Origin of the sequence: Qipengyuania gaetbuli (assembly GCF_020171365.1) — a bacterium.
Taxonomy (GTDB): Bacteria; Pseudomonadota; Alphaproteobacteria; order Sphingomonadales; family Sphingomonadaceae; genus Qipengyuania; species Qipengyuania gaetbuli_B.
On the sequence record NZ_JAIUZO010000002.1, the window covers coordinates 170,143 to 188,975 of the forward strand.

General features: G+C 62.1%; 24 protein-coding genes. 7 read left to right on the forward strand and 17 right to left on the reverse strand.

The window, feature by feature from the left end; translation table 11 throughout:
* From rplV to rpsL, 11 genes are all read right to left on the reverse strand, one after another.
* A complete protein-coding gene (gene rplV / locus LCL94_RS01225; RefSeq protein WP_160607322.1) occupies nucleotides 1-378 on the reverse strand; it encodes a 50S ribosomal protein L22 in 378 nt (125 codons plus the stop codon).
* Nucleotides 378-653, reverse strand: coding sequence for a 30S ribosomal protein S19 (gene rpsS / locus LCL94_RS01230; protein ID WP_160607323.1), 276 nt, complete (start codon nucleotides 651-653; stop codon nucleotides 378-380). The genes rplV and rpsS overlap by 1 nt, the downstream gene beginning before the upstream one ends.
* 6 nt (nucleotides 654-659) lie before the next feature.
* Nucleotides 660-1,496, reverse strand: coding sequence for a 50S ribosomal protein L2 (rplB, locus tag LCL94_RS01235; RefSeq protein ID WP_224830653.1), 837 nt, complete (start codon nucleotides 1,494-1,496; stop codon nucleotides 660-662).
* Complete coding sequence (locus LCL94_RS01240; protein WP_160607325.1) at nucleotides 1,496-1,816, reverse strand: 50S ribosomal protein L23; 321 nt, start codon at nucleotides 1,814-1,816, stop codon at nucleotides 1,496-1,498. The genes rplB and LCL94_RS01240 overlap by 1 nt, the downstream gene beginning before the upstream one ends.
* The gene (rplD, locus tag LCL94_RS01245; protein ID WP_160607326.1) at nucleotides 1,809-2,432 is read right to left on the reverse strand and encodes a 50S ribosomal protein L4; all 624 of its coding nucleotides are present in this window, start codon (nucleotides 2,430-2,432) and stop codon (nucleotides 1,809-1,811) included. Before rplD ends, LCL94_RS01240 begins: the two co-directional genes overlap by 8 nt.
* 2 nt (nucleotides 2,433-2,434) lie before the next feature.
* The gene (gene rplC, locus LCL94_RS01250) at nucleotides 2,435-3,304 is read right to left on the reverse strand and encodes a 50S ribosomal protein L3 (RefSeq protein ID WP_222553095.1); all 870 of its coding nucleotides are present in this window, start codon (nucleotides 3,302-3,304) and stop codon (nucleotides 2,435-2,437) included.
* A gap of 244 nt (nucleotides 3,305-3,548) precedes the next feature.
* Nucleotides 3,549-3,860 (reverse strand): 30S ribosomal protein S10, encoded by a 312-nt coding sequence (rpsJ, locus tag LCL94_RS01255; protein ID WP_006831877.1) that lies wholly within the window; start codon nucleotides 3,858-3,860, stop codon nucleotides 3,549-3,551.
* A gap of 315 nt (nucleotides 3,861-4,175) precedes the next feature.
* Nucleotides 4,176-5,351 carry an elongation factor Tu gene (gene tuf / locus LCL94_RS01260; protein ID WP_160607328.1) on the reverse strand — a complete coding sequence of 392 codons (1,176 nt, stop codon included), beginning with the start codon at nucleotides 5,349-5,351 and terminating at the stop codon, nucleotides 4,176-4,178.
* A 93-nt stretch (nucleotides 5,352-5,444) separates the two neighbouring features.
* A complete protein-coding gene (fusA, locus tag LCL94_RS01265; RefSeq protein WP_224830654.1) occupies nucleotides 5,445-7,577 on the reverse strand; it encodes an elongation factor G in 2,133 nt (710 codons plus the stop codon).
* A 36-nt stretch (nucleotides 7,578-7,613) separates the two neighbouring features.
* Nucleotides 7,614-8,084 (reverse strand): 30S ribosomal protein S7, encoded by a 471-nt coding sequence (rpsG, locus tag LCL94_RS01270; RefSeq protein WP_160607330.1) that lies wholly within the window; start codon nucleotides 8,082-8,084, stop codon nucleotides 7,614-7,616.
* 24 nt (nucleotides 8,085-8,108) lie between these two features.
* Entirely contained in the window at nucleotides 8,109-8,480 is a 372-nt protein-coding gene (gene rpsL / locus LCL94_RS01275; RefSeq protein WP_160607331.1) for a 30S ribosomal protein S12, read from the reverse strand.
* A 1,234-nt stretch (nucleotides 8,481-9,714) separates the two neighbouring features.
* On the opposite strand from rpsL, the gene LCL94_RS01280 reads away from it, so the two are divergent.
* From LCL94_RS01280 to LCL94_RS01295, 4 genes are all read left to right on the forward strand, one after another.
* Entirely contained in the window at nucleotides 9,715-9,891 is a 177-nt protein-coding gene (locus tag LCL94_RS01280) for a hypothetical protein (protein WP_224830655.1), read from the forward strand.
* 8 nt (nucleotides 9,892-9,899) lie between these two features.
* Complete coding sequence (locus tag LCL94_RS01285; RefSeq protein WP_224830656.1) at nucleotides 9,900-10,199, forward strand: HigA family addiction module antitoxin; 300 nt, start codon at nucleotides 9,900-9,902, stop codon at nucleotides 10,197-10,199.
* A 59-nt stretch (nucleotides 10,200-10,258) separates the two neighbouring features.
* Entirely contained in the window at nucleotides 10,259-11,359 is a 1,101-nt protein-coding gene (locus LCL94_RS01290; protein ID WP_224830657.1) for a toll/interleukin-1 receptor domain-containing protein, read from the forward strand.
* Nucleotides 11,360-11,480: 121 nt separating this feature from the next.
* The gene (locus LCL94_RS01295) at nucleotides 11,481-12,182 is read left to right on the forward strand and encodes a hypothetical protein (RefSeq protein WP_224830658.1); all 702 of its coding nucleotides are present in this window, start codon (nucleotides 11,481-11,483) and stop codon (nucleotides 12,180-12,182) included.
* Nucleotides 12,183-12,192: 10 nt separating this feature from the next.
* Here the strand turns inward: LCL94_RS01295 and LCL94_RS01300 are convergent, their stop codons facing one another.
* A complete protein-coding gene (locus LCL94_RS01300; RefSeq protein ID WP_224830659.1) occupies nucleotides 12,193-13,122 on the reverse strand; it encodes a copper resistance protein B in 930 nt (309 codons plus the stop codon).
* Nucleotides 13,119-14,900: a copper resistance system multicopper oxidase gene (locus LCL94_RS01305; RefSeq protein WP_224830660.1), complete on the reverse strand. Its 1,782-nt coding sequence runs from the start codon at nucleotides 14,898-14,900 to the stop codon at nucleotides 13,119-13,121. Before LCL94_RS01305 ends, LCL94_RS01300 begins: the two co-directional genes overlap by 4 nt.
* Before the next feature lie 82 nt (nucleotides 14,901-14,982).
* Between LCL94_RS01305 and LCL94_RS01310 the strand changes: the two genes are divergently transcribed.
* Nucleotides 14,983-15,252 (forward strand): metal-sensitive transcriptional regulator, encoded by a 270-nt coding sequence (locus LCL94_RS01310; RefSeq protein ID WP_224830661.1) that lies wholly within the window; start codon nucleotides 14,983-14,985, stop codon nucleotides 15,250-15,252.
* 44 nt (nucleotides 15,253-15,296) lie between these two features.
* On the forward strand, nucleotides 15,297-15,782 hold the full coding sequence (locus LCL94_RS01315; protein ID WP_224830662.1) for a DUF411 domain-containing protein: 486 nt from the start codon (nucleotides 15,297-15,299) through the stop codon (nucleotides 15,780-15,782).
* A 14-nt stretch (nucleotides 15,783-15,796) separates the two neighbouring features.
* On the opposite strand, the gene LCL94_RS01320 is transcribed toward LCL94_RS01315, so the two are convergent.
* Nucleotides 15,797-16,405 carry a DUF305 domain-containing protein gene (locus tag LCL94_RS01320; RefSeq protein ID WP_224830663.1) on the reverse strand — a complete coding sequence of 203 codons (609 nt, stop codon included), beginning with the start codon at nucleotides 16,403-16,405 and terminating at the stop codon, nucleotides 15,797-15,799.
* Nucleotides 16,406-16,493: 88 nt separating this feature from the next.
* Between LCL94_RS01320 and LCL94_RS01325 the strand changes: the two genes are divergently transcribed.
* Nucleotides 16,494-17,132 carry a GNAT family N-acetyltransferase gene (locus LCL94_RS01325; RefSeq protein ID WP_224830664.1) on the forward strand — a complete coding sequence of 213 codons (639 nt, stop codon included), beginning with the start codon at nucleotides 16,494-16,496 and terminating at the stop codon, nucleotides 17,130-17,132.
* Here the strand turns inward: LCL94_RS01325 and LCL94_RS01330 are convergent.
* From LCL94_RS01330 to trxA, 3 genes are all read right to left on the reverse strand, one after another.
* Nucleotides 17,129-17,647 (reverse strand): GNAT family N-acetyltransferase, encoded by a 519-nt coding sequence (locus LCL94_RS01330; protein ID WP_224830665.1) that lies wholly within the window; start codon nucleotides 17,645-17,647, stop codon nucleotides 17,129-17,131. The genes LCL94_RS01325 and LCL94_RS01330 overlap by 4 nt on opposite strands.
* Nucleotides 17,640-18,428, reverse strand: a complete 789-nt coding sequence (locus LCL94_RS01335) for a LysR substrate-binding domain-containing protein (RefSeq protein ID WP_160607342.1) — start codon at nucleotides 18,426-18,428, stop codon at nucleotides 17,640-17,642. The genes LCL94_RS01330 and LCL94_RS01335 overlap by 8 nt, the downstream gene beginning before the upstream one ends.
* A 67-nt stretch (nucleotides 18,429-18,495) precedes the next feature.
* On the reverse strand, nucleotides 18,496-18,816 hold the full coding sequence (gene trxA / locus LCL94_RS01340) for a thioredoxin (RefSeq protein ID WP_160607343.1): 321 nt from the start codon (nucleotides 18,814-18,816) through the stop codon (nucleotides 18,496-18,498).
* Nucleotides 18,817-18,833: the final 17 nt, after the last annotated feature.

The window sequence follows — 18,833 nt, forward strand, 5'->3', positions numbered from 1 at the left end:
TTACGCCTCTTCCTGCTCGCGGACGACGATGCGCAGGCGGCTGAACGGCTTCAGGATGCGCGTCGACTTGCCGCGACCACGGGTGTGGAAGCGCTTCATCGTGATCGACTTGCCGACCGAAGCCTCAGCGACGACCAGAGCGTCGACATCGAGGTTGTGGTTGTTCTCCGCATTGGCGATCGCCGAAGCGAGCACCTTGCTGGCGTCCTTCGCCATCGCCTTCTTGGAGAAAGCGAGGATGTTCATGGCCTCTTCGGCCTTCTTGCCGCGGATCAGTGCAGCAACGAGGTTCAGCTTCTGGGCGCTACCACGGATGGTGGTGCCCACTGCCAGAGCCTCGTTGTCGGCGACGCGACGGGGAGCTTTCTGCTTGCTCATCAGCGCTTACCCTTCTTGTCGGCAGCGTGACCCGGGAAAGTGCGCGTGGGTGCGAACTCGCCGAGCTTGTGACCGACCATTTCTTCCGAAACGGAGACCGGGATGAACTTGTGGCCGTTGTACACGTTGAACGTGAGACCGACGAACTGGGGCAGGATGGTGCTGCGGCGCGACCAGGTCTTGATCGGCTTTGCGTTGCTTGCGTCCTGAGCCTCTTCGGCCTTCTTCAGAAGGCTGAGTTCGACGAACGGACCTTTCCAGACGGAACGAGCCATGTCGGATTACCTCTTCTTCTTCGCGTGGCGCGAACGGATGATCATCTTGTCCGTCTGCTTGTTGTTACGCGTACGGGCGCCCTTGGTCGGCTTGCCCCACGGAGTGACCGGGTGACGGCCACCGCTGGTGCGGCCTTCACCACCACCGTGCGGGTGGTCGACCGGGTTCTTGGCGACACCGCGAGTAAGCGGCTTGATGCCCATCCAGCGACGACGACCGGCCTTGCCCAGGTTCTGGTTCTGGTTGTCGGGGTTCGACACGGCGCCAACGGTGCCCATGCAGTCGGCGCGCAGGTAACGCTGCTCGCCGCTGTTGAGACGCACGATGACCATGCCGCGGTCACGACCGACCAGCTGGACGTAAGCACCTGCCGAACGTGCGATCTGACCGCCCTTGCCGGGCTTCATTTCTACGTTGTGGCAGATCGTGCCGACCGGCATCTGGCCGAGCAGCATGGCGTTGCCGGGCTTGGTGTCGCACTTTTCAGCAGCGATCACCTTGTCGCCGACAGCGAGGCGCTGCGGAGCAAGGATGTAGGCCAACTCACCGTCGTCGTACTTCACGAGTGCGATGAAAGCGGTGCGGTTGGGATCGTATTCGATCCGTTCCACGGTGCCTTCGACGTCCCACTTGCGACGCTTGAAGTCGATGAAGCGGTACTTCTGCTTGTGACCGCCGCCCATGCCGCGCGAAGTGACATGGCCCTTGTTGTTGCGACCGCCGGTCTTGCGCTTGCCTTCCGTCAGCGACTTGACGGGCTTGCCCTTGTACAGGCCCGACTTGTCGACGAGGATGAGGCCGCGGCGTGCGGGGCTCGTCGGTTTGTAGTTCTTGAGTGCCATCAGCTCACACCTTCCGTGATGTCGATCATCGAACCCTCAGCGAGAGTGACGATCGCCTTCTTCACGTCGTTGCGCTTGTAGGGCTTGCCCTTCCAGCGCTTGGTCTTGCCCTTCACGTTGATCGTGTTGACCGAGACGACCTTTGCCTTCTGATCGGCATAGATCGCTTCCACGGCTTCCTTGATCTGCGGCTTGGTCGCATCGCCTGCGACCTTGAACACCACCGCGTTGTTTTCCGACGCAAGCGTCGACTTCTCGGTGATGTGCGGAGCAAGGATCACGTCGTAGTGACGCGCGTCGATTGCCTGCTTCTTAGCCATTGAAACGGCCCTCCAGCTTTTCGACAGCGTCCTTGGTGAGGACCAGCGTGTCGTGCTTCAGGATGTCGTAGACGTTCGCGCCCATGGCGGGCAGGACGTTCACGCCCGGCAGGTTGCCGGCAGCCTTCTTGAAGCCGTCGTTCACGGTTTCGCCGTCGATGACCAGAACCTTGCCGGCCCAGCCATTCTTGTCGAACATGCCCTTGAGAGCCTTCGTCTTGGCGTCCTTGAGCTCGAGGCTGTCGACGACGATGAGGCCGTCCTTCGCCTTGCTCGACAGGGCCATCTTGAGGCCGAGAGCGCGGATCTTCTTGTTGAGCGACTGCGCGAAATCACGCTTGCGCGCACCGTGGGCCTTGCCGCCGCCGATGAAGATCGGGGCTGCACGGTCACCGTGACGAGCCGTACCGCCGCCCTTCTGGCGACCGAACTTCTTGCCGGTGCGGGCAACGTCCGAACGCTCACGCGTGGGACGGGCGGTGCCGCGGCGGTTTTCGAGCTGCCACGTCACGACGCGGTGCAGGATGTCGGCGCGCGGTTCGAGGCCGAAGACGTCGTCATTCAGCTCGATATCGCCCGACGCCTTGCCGTCGATTTTCTGGACCTTGACCTTCACGATCAGGACTCCTTGCTCTCGCCGTCGGTCGCGGCATCGGCCTGACCTTCGGTGGTGGTTTCGGCATCAGCACCGGCCTCCTGCGCCTTCAGCAGCTCTTCCTGCTGCTCGGCGGAAACTTCGGTGCCGACTTCATGCTCGGCTGCGCTCTCGACGAGGCCCGGCTTCGCTTCTTCCGAGGCGAACTGGTCTTCGTTGCGGCGCATCACGCCCGGGAACGGCAGTTCTGCCGGGGCAGCAACCTTCACGGCGTCACGGACGAGCAGCCAGCCATTCTTCGCACCCGGGACCGAGCCCTTGACGAAGAGGAGACCGCGATCGGCGTCGGTGCGCACGATTTCGAGGTTCTGCTGGGTGCGCTGACGGTCGCCCATGTGGCCGGCCATCTTCTTGCCCTTGAACACGCGGCCCGGATCCTGACGGTTACCCGTCGAACCGTGGGCACGGTGGCTGATCGAAACACCGTGGGTGGCGCGCATACCGCCGAAGCCCCAGCGCTTCATGGCGCCGGCAAAGCCCTTACCCTGGGTGTGGCCGGTGATGTCGACCTTCTGGCCGGCAATGAAGTGTTCGGCCGAAATGCGTGCGCCAACGGGAAGCAGGGCTTCCTCGCTGTCGACGCGGAATTCCGCAACCTTCATCTTCAGCGCGACTTCGGCCTTCGCAAAGGCTTCGCGCTGCGGCTTGTTCACGTTCTTCTGCTTCGCTTCGCCCGAACCGACCTGGACGCCATAATAGCCGTCACGGTCCTGCGTGCGATGTGCGGTAACCTGGCAATCTTCCAGCGAAAGAACGGTCACGGGAACGTGCCGCCCATCCTCCTGGAAGAGGCGGGTCATCCCGACTTTCTTTGCGATAACGCCTGTGCGCATCGTCAAACTCCTCAACAGAGGCACCCAAGGGCCCATCCCATGGGTGCTTGCCAGCCCGATTGTGCGATGCGTGCCCCCGTCCGGGCTGATTGCCTTCGAGAAGAAGGCAGACGGGGGACGCAGTCCCGGATGAAATCCGGCGGTATCCCGATGTCTTGCCGGGCCTTGCGAGCCAGGCGGGGCAATCGAGGGCCCCTGAAACTTCCGGCGACTTTAAGGTCCTGCCGGGGACCGGATCAGTGGCTTAGGCCAGCTTGATCTCGACGTTCACGCCAGCTGCGAGGTCGAGCTTCATCAGCGCGTCGACGGTCTGGGCGTTGGGCTGCACGATGTCGAGCAGACGCTTGTAGGTGCGCACCTCGAACTGCTCGCGCGACTTCTTGTCGATGTGCGGGCCGCGGTTCACGGTGAACTTCTCGATACGCGTCGGCATGGGAATGGGACCACGAATGAGGGCACCCGTACGACGCGCGGTGTCTGCGATTTCGCCAGTTGCCTGGTCGAGAACGCGATGGTCGAACGCCTTGAGGCGAATGCGGATATTCTGTGCTTCCATTACCTACACCGATGCGAAAGAGCCAAACGGACCAGCGGTGGCCCGCAAACAAAAAGAAAGGTCTGACCCCGCTTGTGAGCCCGGTTTCCCGGAACGGGCGACCTTCCATGAATTCTTGTACAGGGACGAATCCCCGTCTGTGGGCGCGCATATACGGGCGAGACCCGCATCTGGCAACCCCCGAATTCCACCCATTTTCACAGGTGGTCCGGAGGCGCGACGAACCGTGTTCCAGGCCCGTTCGCCAGCCCTCATAAAACCGGAAGGCCCGCCCTCCCCCAAGGAAGGACGGGCCTGCCAGATTTCAGCCGAAGATTACTTCTGGATCGAAGCAACAACGCCCGAGCCGACGGTGCGGCCGCCTTCGCGGATTGCGAAGCGCAGACCTTCGTCCATGGCGATCGGTGCGATCAGCTTGACCTGGATGGTCACGTTGTCGCCCGGCATCACCATTTCCGTGCCTTCGGGAAGGATCACTTCGCCGGTGACGTCGGTGGTGCGGAAGTAGAACTGCGGACGGTAGTTCGCGAAGAACGGCGTGTGACGGCCACCTTCGTCCTTCGACAGGACGTAGACTTCTGCGCTGAACTCGGTGTGCGGGCTAACCGAACCGGGCTTGCAGAGAACCTGGCCACGCTCGACGTCTTCACGACCGATGCCGCGGATCAGGGCGCCGATGTTGTCGCCGGCTTCGCCGCGGTCGAGCAGCTTGCGGAACATTTCAACGCCGGTGACGGTGGTCTTCTGCGTGTCGCGGATACCGACGATTTCAACTTCGTCGCCGACGTTCACGACGCCGGTTTCAACGCGGCCGGTAACAACCGTACCACGGCCCGAGATCGAGAACACGTCTTCGATCGGCATGAGGAACGGCTTGTCGACCGGACGGTCCGGGGTCGGAATGTAGCTGTCGACGGCGTCCATGAGAGCCTTGATCGAGTTCTCGCCGATTTCCGGATCGCGACCTTCGAGAGCGGCCAGAGCCGAACCCTTGATGATCGGAATGTTGTCGCCGTCGAAGTCGTAGCTCGAAAGCAGTTCGCGAACTTCCAGTTCGACGAGCTCGAGGATTTCCTCGTCGTCGACCTGGTCGACCTTGTTCAGGTAAACGACCAGCTGCGGAACGCCGACCTGGCGGGCCAGCAGGATGTGCTCGCGGGTCTGCGGCATCGGGCCGTCAGCTGCGTTCACGACCAGGATAGCGCCGTCCATCTGGGCAGCACCGGTGATCATGTTCTTCACGTAGTCGGCGTGACCCGGGCAGTCGACGTGTGCGTAGTGACGCGCGTCGGTTTCGTACTCGACATGTGCGGTCGAGATGGTGATGCCGCGCTCACGCTCTTCGGGAGCCTTGTCGATGTTTGCGAAATCGACGGCTGCGCCCTGGACCTTGGTGATCGCCGCGGTCAGCGTGGTCTTGCCGTGGTCAACGTGACCGATAGTGCCGACGTTGACGTGCGGCTTGTTACGCTCGAACTTTTCCTTCGCCATTTTCCAATAACCTCTGTCTTAAAATTTGGGATTTCTGCGGGGAGGAAACGGCGCCCGCTGAATCAGGCGCCGCCCCTAGACCTTGAAGCTGGCTTACGCAAGCTTCTCCTTGACCTCGGCCGCGACGTTAGCCGGAACCTCGTCATAGTGGCTGAACTGCATCGTGTACTGCGCACGACCCTGCGTGAACGAGCGCAGTTCATTGACGTAGCCGAACATGTTCGCGAGCGGCACGTTGGCCTCGACTGCCTGGGCATTGCCGCGGCTGTCGGTGCCCTGGATCTGGCCACGACGCGAGTTGAGGTCGCCGATGACGTCGCCGAGGTAGTCCTCGGGGGTCACGACTTCCACCTTCATGATCGGCTCGAGCAGCTTGATGCCCGACTTCTGGGCCACTTCACGCATGGCACCGCGACCGGCGATTTCGAACGCGATCGCGCTCGAGTCGACGTCGTGGTAGGCACCATCGTAAAGCGTCACGGTGAAGTCGATGATCGGGAAGCCGACCAGGAAGCCGCTTTCGGCCTGCTCGCGGATGCCCTTCTCGATGGCCGGGATGTATTCCTTCGGAATGTTACCGCCCTTGATTTCGTCCTGGAAGACGAAGCCCTGGCCGCGTTCACCCGGCTCGACCTTGACCTTCACGCGGCCGAACTGACCCGAACCACCCGACTGCTTCTTGTGGGTGTAGTCCACGTCCACCGGCTTGCCGAGGTATTCGCGGTAGGCCACCTGCGGCGCGCCGACGTTGGCTTCGACCTTGAACTCGCGCTTCATGCGGTCGACGAGAATGTCGAGGTGCAGTTCGCCCATGCCCTTGATGATGGTCTGGCCCGATTCATGGTCGGTCGAGACGCGGAAGGACGGATCCTCGGCAGCCAGGCGGTTGAGGGCGACGCCCATCTTTTCCTGGTCGGCCTTGGTCTTGGGTTCCACCGACAGCTCGATGACCGGCTCGGGGAACTCCATACGCTCGAGGATGATCGGCTTGGCCGGATCGCACAGCGTATCGCCCGTGGTGGTGTCCTTCATGCCGGCAAGCGCGACGATGTCGCCTGCGAATGCCTCTTCGATGTCCTCGCGGTTGTTCGAGTGCATCAGCAGCATGCGGCCGATCTTTTCCTTCTTGTCCTTGACCGAGTTCAGGACCGAGCCCTTGGCGAGCTTGCCCGAATAGATGCGGGTGAAGGTGAGCGAGCCGACGAACGGGTCGTTCATGATCTTGAACGCGAGCGCTGCGAAGGGCTCGTCATCCGACGACGGACGCGTTTCTTCCACGTCGCTGTCGGGCAGGACGCCCTTGATCGCCGGAACGTCGAGCGGCGACGGCATGTAGTCGACCACTGCGTCGAGCAGCGGCTGGACGCCCTTGTTCTTGAAGGCCGAACCACAGGTAACCGGCACGAAGTCGCGCGCCATGGTGCCCTTGCGGATCAGCTTCTTGAGCGTGGCGACGTCAGGCTCGTTACCTTCGAGGTACGCTTCCATGACATCGTCGTCCTGCTCGACGACGGTCTCGATCAGCTTCTCGCGATATTCGGCGACCTTGTCGGCCATGTCGGCCGGAATGTCGACGAACTCGTACTTCGCACCGAGATCTTCGGCCTGCCACACGATGCCGCGGTTGGCGACGAGGTCGACAACACCCTGCAGGTTGCTTTCGGCACCGATCGGGAGCGTGATCACCAGCGGGTTTGCACCGAGGCGGTCGACGATCGACTGGACGCAGTAGTAGAAATCTGCGCCGGTGCGGTCGAGCTTGTTGATGAAGCACATGCGCGGAACGCCGTACTTGTCGGCCTGGCGCCACACGGTTTCGGACTGCGGTTCAACGCCGGCGACGCCGTCGAAGACCGCGACCGCACCGTCGAGCACGCGCAGCGAGCGTTCGACTTCGATGGTGAAGTCGACGTGGCCGGGGGTGTCGATGATGTTGATGCGGTACTTCGGCATGTTAGCGCGCAGGTCTTCGGGAGCCGAGCGCGGATCCATTGCCGGATCTTCGGGCGTCCAGAAGGTCGTGGTGGCAGCCGAGGTGATCGTGATGCCGCGTTCCTGCTCCTGCTCCATCCAGTCCATGGTGGCGGCGCCGTCGTGGACTTCGCCGATCTTGTAGGACTTGCCGGTGTAGTAGAGGATACGCTCGGTCGTGGTGGTCTTGCCGGCATCGATGTGGGCCATGATGCCGATGTTGCGGTACCGCTCCAGCGGATATTCGCGTGCCATGTTAAGTCTCCATGAGGGGCAGCCCCCTCGATAAGTTTACCAGCGGTAGTGCGAGAAGGCGCGGTTGGCGTCCGCCATGCGGTGCGTGTCTTCGCGCTTCTTGACCGCGTTGCCGCGATTGTTGGCCGCATCCATCAGCTCGCCCGAGAGACGGGCAGCCATGGTGGTTTCCGGACGACCGCGAGCGGCCGAGATCAGCCAGCGGATGGCCAGCGCCTGGGCACGCTCGGGACGAACCTCGACCGGCACCTGGTAGGTCGCACCACCGACGCGGCGGCTGCGCACTTCGACCTGCGGCTTGATGTTGTTCAGGGCTTCGTGGAACACCTCGACCGGGTTCGTCTTGGCCTTGGCTTCGACGGTGTCGAGCGCGGTGTAGACGATACCTTCGGCGACGGCCTTCTTGCCGTCATACATCAGGTTGTTCATGAATTTCGACAGGACCTGATCGTTGAACTTGGGATCAGGCAGGATTTCCCGCTTCTCGGGACGACGACGACGTGACATCTATCTTGCTCCTAACGGGATATCTTACTTCGGACGCTTCGCGCCGTACTTCGAACGGCTCTGCTTGCGATCCTTGACGCCCTGCGTGTCGAGCACGCCGCGAAGGATGTGGTAGCGCACGCCGGGAAGGTCGCGCACACGGCCGCCGCGGATGAGCACGACGCTGTGCTCCTGCAGGTTGTGGCCTTCGCCCGGGATGTAGGAGATGACTTCGCGCTGGTTGGTCAGGCGGACCTTGGCAACTTTACGCAGAGCCGAGTTCGGCTTCTTCGGGGTCGTCGTATAGACGCGGGTGCAAACGCCGCGCTTCTGCGGGTTCTGCTCCATCGCAGGGACCTTGCTCTTGGCCTTCTGCGGAACGCGGCCCTTGCGGACCAGCTGGTTGATCGTCGGCATAGTTTCTCGCTTCACCGTTTTGCATCGACCCGTCCGGGCGGGAAACCGGTTCCCACTTTCCCTGACGGGATCGATATGAATGGCGGCGACTAGTGACGTCCGGGTGATGCGATCGGGGTTCGTGCTTGCGACGCGCGCGGCGCATAAGCACCGGGGCGGCATATCTGCACGAGCCTGAAACGCTCCACCCTTCGGCCACACGGCCACCGGGTTACTTTGACGGCTGCCCCGAGCGATCCCCGCAAGGTTCGCTGCAATAGAAAAGAGCCTGGTCGAATTCTCGACAGGCCCCCGGGACATGACCGGCAATGTTCAGCTCTATCTGGCCGGAGCGGGACGAATCCTACGCCGGATGGGCGCGCACATAGTGGGATGGGGGGCATGGGTCAAGGGTTGGTGAGAGCAAGACACTTGACAAATGTAATGTCGTTGTTTACATTGCCACAGATGAGCGTCCTGATTACCCCCTACCACCGTGAAGGTGTTTGCCGTGAGCGCCGAACGGTAGATGTAGTGGGTCGGACACAGTTCAAGGGGCACCTAACCGAAATCGCACAAGCGAGCGATACTGCCGTCTTCGCAGCTTGGGACCTGACCGGCAGCTACAAGATCGGGGTCAGGGACCTACATGCGAAATCTCTCTACGGAGTATTCAGGGAGTATCTTAACGCTGTATTCGAGGTGAATGCTTCGGATTGGTCGGCAAGTGCCGAGGTTAAAGGCGATTTCGAAGTCGCCTTCACCGGCGAGCTTGAACGGTGCTTCGATAAGGCATTAAGGTCCGAAATCGCTGGGTATGCGATGGACACCATCCGTCGAAACTGGAGGCTCCACAGCTACCTGAGCGATGGTAACCATCACCAGGGTGCGATTGCTCACCACGTATCCTTCAGGAAGCGTCGTGAGATCATCTCCTCATTGCTGAATACTTTGGACCGCAGCATTTTTCGGAATGATGCCTGTGAGAGGAATGGCGAGCGAAGGTTTCTCCGGGTTCTCCATGAGCGCTTGAGCGCTTTTATCAGGATCGGAACCTACTGTCGCGACAGCAGGCTTCCTCGCATCACGGCAACCTCCAGAGATTACATATTGGAGTATTTTTTCCGGACCGGGTGCCCACCCCCACTCCAGATTGCCCAAGTCGCGCCGCCGCAGGCGAAACGAACACTGGCATTTGGAGCCTCCCATGACATCCCGAATTATCGACCCATTTTTGGCCGAGCCCGACCCCCCGATGGCCATGCAGATCGACCTGTTGTTGGCGTGCAAAACGCTCACCGACCTCGACTTCATGTTCACCGAACTCAACCACATCGACGGCAATACCTGGCGCATCCAAGTGGACCGTCATCGCGCAATCAGGTTCGACTGGATCGAAGAACTTGGCGCGATCAATATTCAGCTTGAATAGGGGTAAACATGCGAACCCACCACACTACACCGGGCGACGTCTTGAAAACTAAAGTTCTCAGCCGGATGGACATTACTCAGGAAGAGCTCGCGAACGCGCTGGGCGTATCTCGATTCAGCGTGAATCAAATTTTGAATTCACGCCGCTCCGTGACACCAGAGATGGCCGTTCGCCTAGCCCACGTACTAGATACTTCGCCAGAGCTGTGGCTCAATTTGCAGATGAAAGTTGACTTGGCTGAAGCCGAACGCGAATTGAAAGATGAGTTAAAACAATTGAAGCGGCTCCGAACCTCTAAAATTTCGTAAGCTTTGATGTATCTTCGGACTTTCTACACAAGCCACAAATGGACGAGAATAACTCTTAAATGGAAATTTTCCTTTGCTACCCTCGAGAACTGCAACAGGACACTAAGAAGGTTGCGGCATTCTGTCGCTCAATCAAGGTACCTTACTGGCTTGACGTAGAGAAAATCGTTCCTGGCGAAAACTGGGATCGACATCGTCGAGAGTCATTACGCAAAGCGAACGCAGTGATCGTGATCTGCGGCCCCCAGACAAACGATCGCGATGGAGTGTATCACCGCGAGATCAATGAGGCTCTTTCTCACCTTGGTGATAAACGCTTGGGGAAGGTATATCTTATTCCGGCCCGCGCGGTGGACGTAGACTTACCTTCGGAATTAGCGGACTTACAATATGTCGACCTATTCGCGGAAGGTTGGAAAGGTCAGCTCGCGAAAGGACTGCTCAAACTATACAGGCAAGATGGCGTCGAATGCCCGCCAGAACTTGAAGTGGCAGCAGCGACCACATTGGGAAAAGCCCCGAATATCGAAAAACTGGAATCTGTCGGCGATGATTTTGAATTTCGAGCCGAATGGCCTGTCTATCATGAAGATACTACTTATTGGAAGTATGTAAATGGAGAGATTCAGACTCCCATATTCAGGTCTTACTTCCAGAGGAAGAAATGGTTCTTCGATGGAGACGTTGCGCATCCCAATTCGTATTCTGATATATCCGTTTCAGAGTTCTTTCGGCGTGGCGAAATAATTTCACTTGTGATCAACGAATCCATGTATTGGGGTGGAGCTCATCCGATGCATGCCACCCACACCAAGAATTTTTTGGGAGATGGATTTGGGTTGCTGTCGTTTCATGAGCTTTTCTCGGATGCACAGAAGACAGCTGGGTATTTGGCTGACCATGTAAACCTCGAACTTAAACGACAGGATTACGGAGCGTTCGATATCCGGGAATATTCATACGACGATGATTTGACGGCTTTATTTACAGAGTTCGCTATCAATGACCGCGGCTTGCGATTTAACTTCGGATCCAACTTAGGTTTGCCACATGTCTTGAGCGGGTTCACAATATATCTGCCTTGGGAGAACCTAGAGGACCAAATGCTCGACGCGCCCAAACAGATCATTATTGATGGCCCGACGAAACAACCGGACTAAATCAACCAAGGCAAAATCTTATCGCTCAAAACAGGTATTGGCGACCTGGGCTACCGCACAAATCTCCGTTTGATTGGTTGAATTTTCCTACTCAGCCGAAATCTGCATCCTGCGGCGGGCCATGACCGAACCCACCCGCAAGATCGCCCGCCAGGCCACCTCCGCCGTCGCCCACATTGCGCCCGAGCCGGAGGAGGACGATCCGCTGCTCGCCTTCGCGCCTTTCATCCATGCAGCGCCGCGGCGCAATTCGATTACGCCGGACTTGCAGCGCCGCTTCGTGGGCACGCTCGCGGCCACGGGCATCGTCACACAGGCCGCGCGCTCCATCGGCAAGAGCATGGAGGCGCTCTACAAGTTGCGCGCGCGGCCCGGGGCCGAAGGGTTTGCCGCCGCCTGGGACGCGGCGCTGGAGCGCGGCGTGCAGCGGCTGGAGGATTGCGCGCTCGAACGCGCGCTGGAGGGCACGCCGACGCCGATCGTCTCCTCCGGCAAGCTGCTGGGCGTGTGGCACAAGCCCGATAACGGGCTGCTCAGGTTCCTCCTCCAGCACAGGCTCAGGGACAGGTATTCCCCGGCCTCAAGCAGCGAAGCGGTAGGCCCCAAAAAAGGCGATGCGGTTTACGAGGCCATCCGCGCCGAGGTGCTGGCGGAGGAACGGGCGAAGGTCGCGGCGCGCTCGCCCGAGGCCATCAACGCCGCGCGGCGGGAGCGGGCGATCGCGCTCTACGGCTACGATCCCGAGGAGGGGGAGCCGCCGGAGGAGGATGCAGGCGACGGGGCGATCGACTGGGACGCCGCCTTCCCCGGCGAAGAGCCGTGAGGGACGCGGCCTAGAACCAGGCCCTCAGCCCCAGCAGGAGCGCGATGCCGTCCGTATCCTCGCCAGCAAGGCGCGCGATGTCCGCCGTCTCGCCCAGCTTGGCCTCGTAGCCGACGCCGACATAGGGGGCGAATTCCCGCGCGAATTCGTAGCGCAGGCGCAGCCCTGTCTCCAGCTTGGTCAGCCCTGCCCCGATTTCGCGTTCGGGAATGTCCTGTGCGGACAGTTCCAGCTCCGCGCGCGGCTGCAGGATCAGGCGCTGGGTCAGCTTCCAGTCGTATTCGCCCTCCACCCGCGCGGTGATGTCGCCGCGATCGGACAGGAAGGCCGCCGCATCGACGTGCCACATGTAGGGCGCAAGGCCCTGCACGCCGAGGACGAGGTGGCTGCGCGTCTCCGGCTCCACATCGAGCCGCAAGCCGGCCTGCAGGTCGAAGAAGGGGCCGATGGCATGGCCCCAGAGCGCCTGCAGTTCGGCATCCTCGACGCTGCCGCCGAATTCGCCCTCGCCTTCGGACTTGAAGACGAACTTGTCGATATCGCCGCCGTACCAGCCCTGCACGTCCCACAGGAAGGCATCGTGGCCGTCGGCGACGCGCGCTTCGAGCCGTTCGACCATAACGGTGCCGGTCGTCATCTCGCCGTGGGTCGCGTGGTTTTCCGCGCGGGCGGCGGCCATGGCTTCGGCCCCGAAGATGGCGTCGGCGGCGTGCTGCGGCCCCTCGAACGCCTCTGCCGGCGGCGGGCCGGAGGGCAGGTCGCCGACCTGGTGCGCCGAGTGGTCCATCTGGGGGGCGCCAGTCATGTCGGGCAGCTTGAACGGTGCGGGGGCTTTGGCGGGTTCTTCCGCGTGGCCTTCATGGCCGGCGTGGCCCGAGTGGTCCTGCGCCGCGGCCGGAAGGGCGAACAGGATCAGTGGCAGGGCGAGAGCGGTCTTCATGCGCCCTCTCCCGCCTTGGGGAACGGCCGCACGGTGACCGTCTGCATCATCCCTGCGTGCATGTGGTAGAGCAAATGGCAGTGGAAGGCCCAGTCGCCCGGCTCGTTCGCGGTGACGTCGAAAGTCGCGGTGCCGCCGGGCTGGACGATGACCGTGTGCTTGAGCGGCTGGTTCATCATCCCCGCGCCGTTCACCAGCTCGAAGAAATGGCCGTGCAAGTGGATGGGGTGTGCCATCATGGTGTCGTTGACGAGCTTCACCCGCACCCGCTCATCATAGGCGAAGCGGATCGGATCGTCGGTGACGGCGGAGAACTTCTTGCCGTCGAAGCTCCACATGTACCGCTCCATGTTGCCGGTGAGGTGGATCTCGAGGCTGCGCGTCGGCATGCGGTGCGGGTTGGGCCGCTTCGCCTTGAGGTCGGTGTAGCGCAGGACGCGGTGGTCGACCCCGTCGAGGCCGAGGCCCGGAAAGTCCATCCGGTCGACCGGCATGGGCGCCACCATGTCGAGCCCGGGTCCGACCTTCACATTGTCCGGCAGCTTCGAGGTATCGCGCATGGAATGGTCCATCGAGCCATGATCCATTCCGGCCATCGCATCCCCGGAGCCGTGGTCCATCCCGCCATGGCCGCCGTGCCCTCCGTGGCCGCCATGACCGCCCTCGCCGCCTTCCATCGAGCCCATGCCCATGTCGGCCATGGTCAGCGTCACCGGTTCGCGCAGCGGCGGCGGGGCGGCGCGGTGGCCCTTGTGCGAGGTGAGCGAGGCAACACCCATGCCCGAACGGTCCATCGCCTCGGCGACCAGCGCGTGGCTGCCGTCGGGCGGCGTGACGATGACGTCGTAGGTCTCGGCGGTGCCGATCTGGAATTCGTCGACCTCGAACTCCTCCACATCCTTGCCGTCGGCGGCGATGACGGTCATCGGCACGCCCGGGATACGGATGTTGAAGAAGGTCATGGCCGAGCCGTTGATCACGCGCAGCCTGATCCGCTCGCCGGGAGTGAAGAGATATTCCAGCCCGTCCATCGGGCCGTGACCGTTGACGAGGAAGGTGTAGGTCGCACCCGTCACGTCGGAGATATCGCGCGGGTTCATCCGCATGCGGCCCCACATCAGCCGCTCCTCCAAGCTCATGTCGCCTTCGGTCGCAGTCTGCATCTGGTAGTTGTAGTAATGCTCCCCGACCTTCAGCTTGCGCGCGATCTCGTGCGGGTGGACGGGCGTGAACTCGCTCAGCAGCACGACATAGTCGCGGTCGTAGCGCGGGTCGGGCGTGGCGCTTTCTATGATGAGCGGGCCGTAATGCCCCTCCTGCTCCTGGAGGCCGGAATGGCTGTGCCACCAGTAAGTGCCGTTCTGCCGGATCGGGAATTCGTAAGTGAAGGTTTCGCCCGGCTTGATCCCGGGGAAGCTGACGCCCGGCACGCCGTCGAACTGGAAGGGCAGCAGCAGGCCGTGCCAGTGGATCGAGGTATCCTCCGCCAGCCGGTTGGTTACGTCGATGCGCACGTTCTGCCCTTCGCGCAGCCGCACCAGCGGGCCCGGCACCGTGCCGTTCACGGCCACCGCATGGCCGCTCCGGCCGCCGACGCCGAAATGATGGCTGTCCACCGTCAGCGCGATGCGTTCACCGCTCACCTCGCCGAAGCCCTGGCGGGCGTGGGTCAGCGATTGTCCCATGGCCCATGCAGGCAGCGGAACTGCGCTTGCTGCGGCAAGGCCGACGGTGCTGCGAATGAGGTTGCGACGCGTAATCAGGGGGGAGGAGGTCATCGACACTTCTGTACGGTTGCCATGGGGGTATTCGCGGCCCTATATATACCCCCATGGGGTATTTGGAAGGACCCATTTCGAGATGAACGAGAAGTCTGCCGCAAAGATCCGCCGGCTGAACCGGATTTCCGGACAGGTGAACGGAATCGCCCGCATGATCGAGGACGATCGCTATTGCATCGACATCCTCCACCAGATCCAGGCGGTGAAGTCCGCGCTCGCCAAGGTGGAGAGCGAAGTACTGAAGGATCACGCGGCCTGCTGCGTGTCCGAAGCCATCGCCAGCGGCGACGAAAAGGAACAGCGCCAGAAGTTCGAAGAACTGGTCGACCTCCTCGAAAAGCGGCGTTAGGCCGCGCCCCGGACCGAACAAGAGACAGCAGGACAAACGAAGCCATGACCCTCACCTCGTTCACCCGCACCCCCCTTCGCATGACGCTCGGCCTCGCACTCGCGGCCTGTGCCGGTGCGGCGCAGGCGACCAGCATCACCATGTACCGCGATCCCAATTGCGGCTGCTGCCTGTCATGGCTGAAGCACGCCAACGACCATTTCGCGAAGGGCGAGGAAAAGGTTACGGCCAAGTCCGTCGACAGTCCGAATATCGCGGCTCTGAAGTCGGGCAAGGGCGTGCCCACAGAGCTCGTTTCCTGCCACACCGCCATTGTCGACGGCATGGTGATCGAAGGCCATGTGCCCGCCGCCGATATCGAACGCCTGCTGAAGCAGCGCCCCAAGGGCATCACCGGCCTTGCCGTGGCCGGCATGCCGCTCGGCTCGCCCGGCATGGAAGCGGGCGACCGGCGACAAGCCTACCAGATCATCGCCTTCGGACCGAACAAGCGGGTCGTCTGGGCGACCTATTCGGCCAAGGGCGGTTAAGGCTCGGCCGGGCGTCAGGCGCCCGGCTCGATTTCCTCGGCAATCTCCGGCGTTGCGGGTCGTTCGACGGTCTTCCTGGCCTTTTCGAGCAATTCGGGCGCCAGGTCGGCCGTGCGCGGCGGCAGGGGCGTACCATCGCCCATCTCGCCATTGCGCTCGATATCTTCGAGCAGCAGTTTCATTTCGGCGATTTCCTTCACCTGCGCCTCGATGATGGAATCGGCCAGCTTGCGCACTCGCGGATCGCTGATTTCCGCGCGGCGGCTGGTGAGCACGGCAATCGAGTGGTGCGGGATCATGGCCTTCATCCATGCCTCGTCCCCGACCGTCGACTGGCTGCGCGCCAGGAACAGGAACAGGAAGAAACCGGCGATGGCGCCGACCATCACGACGACCTTGGTCGCGAAGGTCTTGTACATGCCCCACATGAAGCCGAGCATGATGACGATCATCGCCATGCCCATCATCAACGCCATCCACATCCGGGTCTGGCTGAAGAAGGCGTGATCGGCTTCGTAGATATTGGAATATTTGAGCACGAACATCGTCACTATGGATGTGGCGATCATGGCGAAAAAAGTGCTCCACTTGCCGTGGTGCGACCCACTGTTCTGATTTTGCATGGTTTTCCCCTTTCAGGGGGTATTACGCGCTGAAAACCCGCGTGGTTCCGGCGCGGAACTGCTATCAGGCTCCCGCGTAAGGCGGAGCATGAGCATCGAGAGCGGCATCCCCAAACCCCCGTTTGCGCCGTGGCGCGGCGGCTGCGGCCCCGGCTCCATCGACACGGCGCTGGAGGATGCGACACCCGTCTGCATCCGCCGCGTGACCCCTGCCGACGAGGCGCTGATGCGCGAGGGGATCGAACGGATGTCGCCGCGCTCGCGCTACCTGCGGTTCTTTTCCGGCATGCGCACCCCGCCCGACTGGGTGATCGAACGCCTGCTCGATGCAGACGGCGAGAAGCACCTTGCCTGGGGCGCCATTGACCTGTCGCAAGAGGCGCGCCCCGCCATCGGCGCGGTCCATGCCTTCCGCGATGAAAACGATCCTGATTGCGCGGAGTTTTCGGTCGCCATCGTGGACGATTACCACGGCCTTGGCCTCGGCAAGCTGTTGACCGCGACCATCCTGCTCGACGCGCGCGAGGAAGGGATCAGGCGGTTCCATGTCGAAACCCTGTCGGAAAACCACAGCGCGGCCAGCTTCACCCGGATGCTGGGGGGCGTGGGCAATGGGAGCGTCGACATGACCCGCGGCTTCGTGCTCGAGGTGGAGGAAGCGCTCGCCCGCCTGCGCGATGCAGCCGACCCGCCGGGCATCGCTTCGGTATTTGCCGCTTTCGCCTAGCGCGGATCGCTGGCCAGCAGTCCGTAAACCAGCACGTCGCGAAGCCCTGCATGGGTCGTCTCGTGCTGGCGGAAAAGCGCCTCCTTTTGGAAGCCGAGCCGTTCCAGCAGGCGGATGGAGGGCGTGTTGTCGATATCGACTTCGGCGGTGAGTTTGCGAGAGCCTTCTGCGAACAGGTGCTCGACCAATGCGACCATACATTCGCGCGCGACGCCATCGCCCTGCCGGTCCATCACGGTGACGTAGCCGACTTCCTCGACGCCCGCGTCATGGCCGGGCACGGCGACGAGGCGGGCGCAGACCGTGCCGTTGTCATCCTCGGCAATCCAGGTGCGGCCATTCCACCCCGGTTCGGCCAGCCAGCCCCACAATTCCTCTTCGGAAGTGAACGCAGGCCGCGTCAGGTAGAGGCACTGGCCTTCGTCGGCGAAGGTGGGGAAGAGCGCGGCAGTATCGTCGCTGCGAAGGTGTCTGAGAATGAATCGGTCCGTGCGCAGGACCGTTACGTCACGCACCTTCGAGGAACGCGACCAGCGCCTTGACCTTCTTGGTGCGCCATTGCGGCGTCGGCGCGACGAGCCAGTAGGCGCGCGTGCCGGGTTCGGGACCGTCGAGCACTTCGAGCTGGCCCGCCTCGATCGCTTCCTTGGCGAGCAGTTCGGGCAGGATCGCCTTGCCCAGTCCCGCCATGGCGGAGGACAGCGCTTGTCCTGCATTGCTGACGGTCACATGCGCCTGCACGCCGTCCTGCAGCGGCAGGCCCCAGTCGATCCACTTGTCCGGTGCGCCGGGTGCGGCCACCGTCACGCGGCGGGCCGCGGCCAGTTCCACGCCCTGCAGATCGCCCGGGCCGTCGACGAGACGGATCGCGCAATCGAGGTTCGCTTCGGTGAAATCGGCGTTTTCGTCCGCCACGAAAGCGAACTTGATGTCGGGATTTGCTTCCCCGAACTTCGCGAGGCGCGGGGCGAGCCACTGCGCGTAGAATTCGCGCGGGCAGGCGATCGTATAGCTGTCGGACGCTTGCCCTGCCTGCATGGCAGACACGCTTTCCTCGAACTTCAGGAAGCCTTCGCGCAGCGCGTCGAGACCGGCAGCGCCTTCCTGCGTGAGTTCCAGCCCCTTGCTCGTGCGGCGGAACAGCACCGTGCCGAGATGGTCTTCCAACGCGCGGATCTGCTGCCCCACGGCGGCAGGCGTCACCGCCAGCTCGTCCGCGGCGCGGGTAAAGCTGAGGTGACGCGCGGCGGCGTCGTATACGCGCAGGGCGTTCAGGGGCAGATGCGTGCGCTTCATGGTCTCACGCGTTTAGCAGTGCTGCGCCGCAGCACAAGATGGCAGGAAAAAGGCGCGTGTCAGCGCGTCAGAGGACGCTTTCGAGCCATTGCTTGAGTTGGCCCTTGGGCGCAGCGCCGCGCATCTGGGCGGTCGGCTCGCCGTTCTTGAACAGCACGAGATAGGGGATCGACTGCACGCCCATCGAGCCGGGGACGCCGGTATTTTCCATGATGTCCATCTTGGCGATCGTGACCTTGTCGGCCAGTTCGTCCGACAGTTCTTCCAGCGCCGGGGCGATCATCTTGCACGGCCCGCACCATTCCGCCCAGAAGTCCACGAGGACGGGCTTGTCGCTGTCGAGCACGTCCTTCTGGAAGCCTTCGTCGGTTACGTTGATGGTGGCCATGGGATATCTCCTGAATT

Excerpts from the sequence above, each read along its gene's own strand:
- rplV (WP_160607322.1), bottom strand. The coding sequence starts at position 378 with ATGAGCAAGCAGAAAGCTCCCCGTCGCGTCGCCGACAACGAGGCTCTG.
- rpsS (WP_160607323.1), bottom strand. The coding sequence starts at position 653 with ATGGCTCGTTCCGTCTGGAAAGGTCCGTTCGTCGAACTCAGCCTTCTG.
- rplB (WP_224830653.1), bottom strand. The coding sequence starts at position 1,496 with ATGGCACTCAAGAACTACAAACCGACGAGCCCCGCACGCCGCGGCCTC.
- LCL94_RS01240 (WP_160607325.1), bottom strand. The coding sequence starts at position 1,816 with ATGGCTAAGAAGCAGGCAATCGACGCGCGTCACTACGACGTGATCCTT.
- rplC (WP_222553095.1), bottom strand. The coding sequence starts at position 3,304 with ATGCGCACAGGCGTTATCGCAAAGAAAGTCGGGATGACCCGCCTCTTC.
- rpsJ (WP_006831877.1), bottom strand. The coding sequence starts at position 3,860 with ATGGAAGCACAGAATATCCGCATTCGCCTCAAGGCGTTCGACCATCGC.
- tuf (WP_160607328.1), bottom strand. The coding sequence starts at position 5,351 with ATGGCGAAGGAAAAGTTCGAGCGTAACAAGCCGCACGTCAACGTCGGC.
- fusA (WP_224830654.1), bottom strand. The coding sequence starts at position 7,577 with ATGGCACGCGAATATCCGCTGGAGCGGTACCGCAACATCGGCATCATG.
- rpsG (WP_160607330.1), bottom strand. The coding sequence starts at position 8,084 with ATGTCACGTCGTCGTCGTCCCGAGAAGCGGGAAATCCTGCCTGATCCC.
- rpsL (WP_160607331.1), bottom strand. The coding sequence starts at position 8,480 with ATGCCGACGATCAACCAGCTGGTCCGCAAGGGCCGCGTTCCGCAGAAG.
- LCL94_RS01280 (WP_224830655.1), top strand. The coding sequence starts at position 9,715 with ATGGCCATGCAGATCGACCTGTTGTTGGCGTGCAAAACGCTCACCGAC.
- LCL94_RS01285 (WP_224830656.1), top strand. The coding sequence starts at position 9,900 with ATGCGAACCCACCACACTACACCGGGCGACGTCTTGAAAACTAAAGTT.
- LCL94_RS01290 (WP_224830657.1), top strand. The coding sequence starts at position 10,259 with ATGGAAATTTTCCTTTGCTACCCTCGAGAACTGCAACAGGACACTAAG.
- LCL94_RS01295 (WP_224830658.1), top strand. The coding sequence starts at position 11,481 with ATGACCGAACCCACCCGCAAGATCGCCCGCCAGGCCACCTCCGCCGTC.
- LCL94_RS01300 (WP_224830659.1), bottom strand. The coding sequence starts at position 13,122 with ATGAAGACCGCTCTCGCCCTGCCACTGATCCTGTTCGCCCTTCCGGCC.
- LCL94_RS01305 (WP_224830660.1), bottom strand. The coding sequence starts at position 14,900 with ATGACCTCCTCCCCCCTGATTACGCGTCGCAACCTCATTCGCAGCACC.
- LCL94_RS01310 (WP_224830661.1), top strand. The coding sequence starts at position 14,983 with ATGAACGAGAAGTCTGCCGCAAAGATCCGCCGGCTGAACCGGATTTCC.
- LCL94_RS01315 (WP_224830662.1), top strand. The coding sequence starts at position 15,297 with ATGACCCTCACCTCGTTCACCCGCACCCCCCTTCGCATGACGCTCGGC.
- LCL94_RS01320 (WP_224830663.1), bottom strand. The coding sequence starts at position 16,405 with ATGCAAAATCAGAACAGTGGGTCGCACCACGGCAAGTGGAGCACTTTT.
- LCL94_RS01325 (WP_224830664.1), top strand. The coding sequence starts at position 16,494 with ATGAGCATCGAGAGCGGCATCCCCAAACCCCCGTTTGCGCCGTGGCGC.
- LCL94_RS01335 (WP_160607342.1), bottom strand. The coding sequence starts at position 18,428 with ATGAAGCGCACGCATCTGCCCCTGAACGCCCTGCGCGTATACGACGCC.
- trxA (WP_160607343.1), bottom strand. The coding sequence starts at position 18,816 with ATGGCCACCATCAACGTAACCGACGAAGGCTTCCAGAAGGACGTGCTC.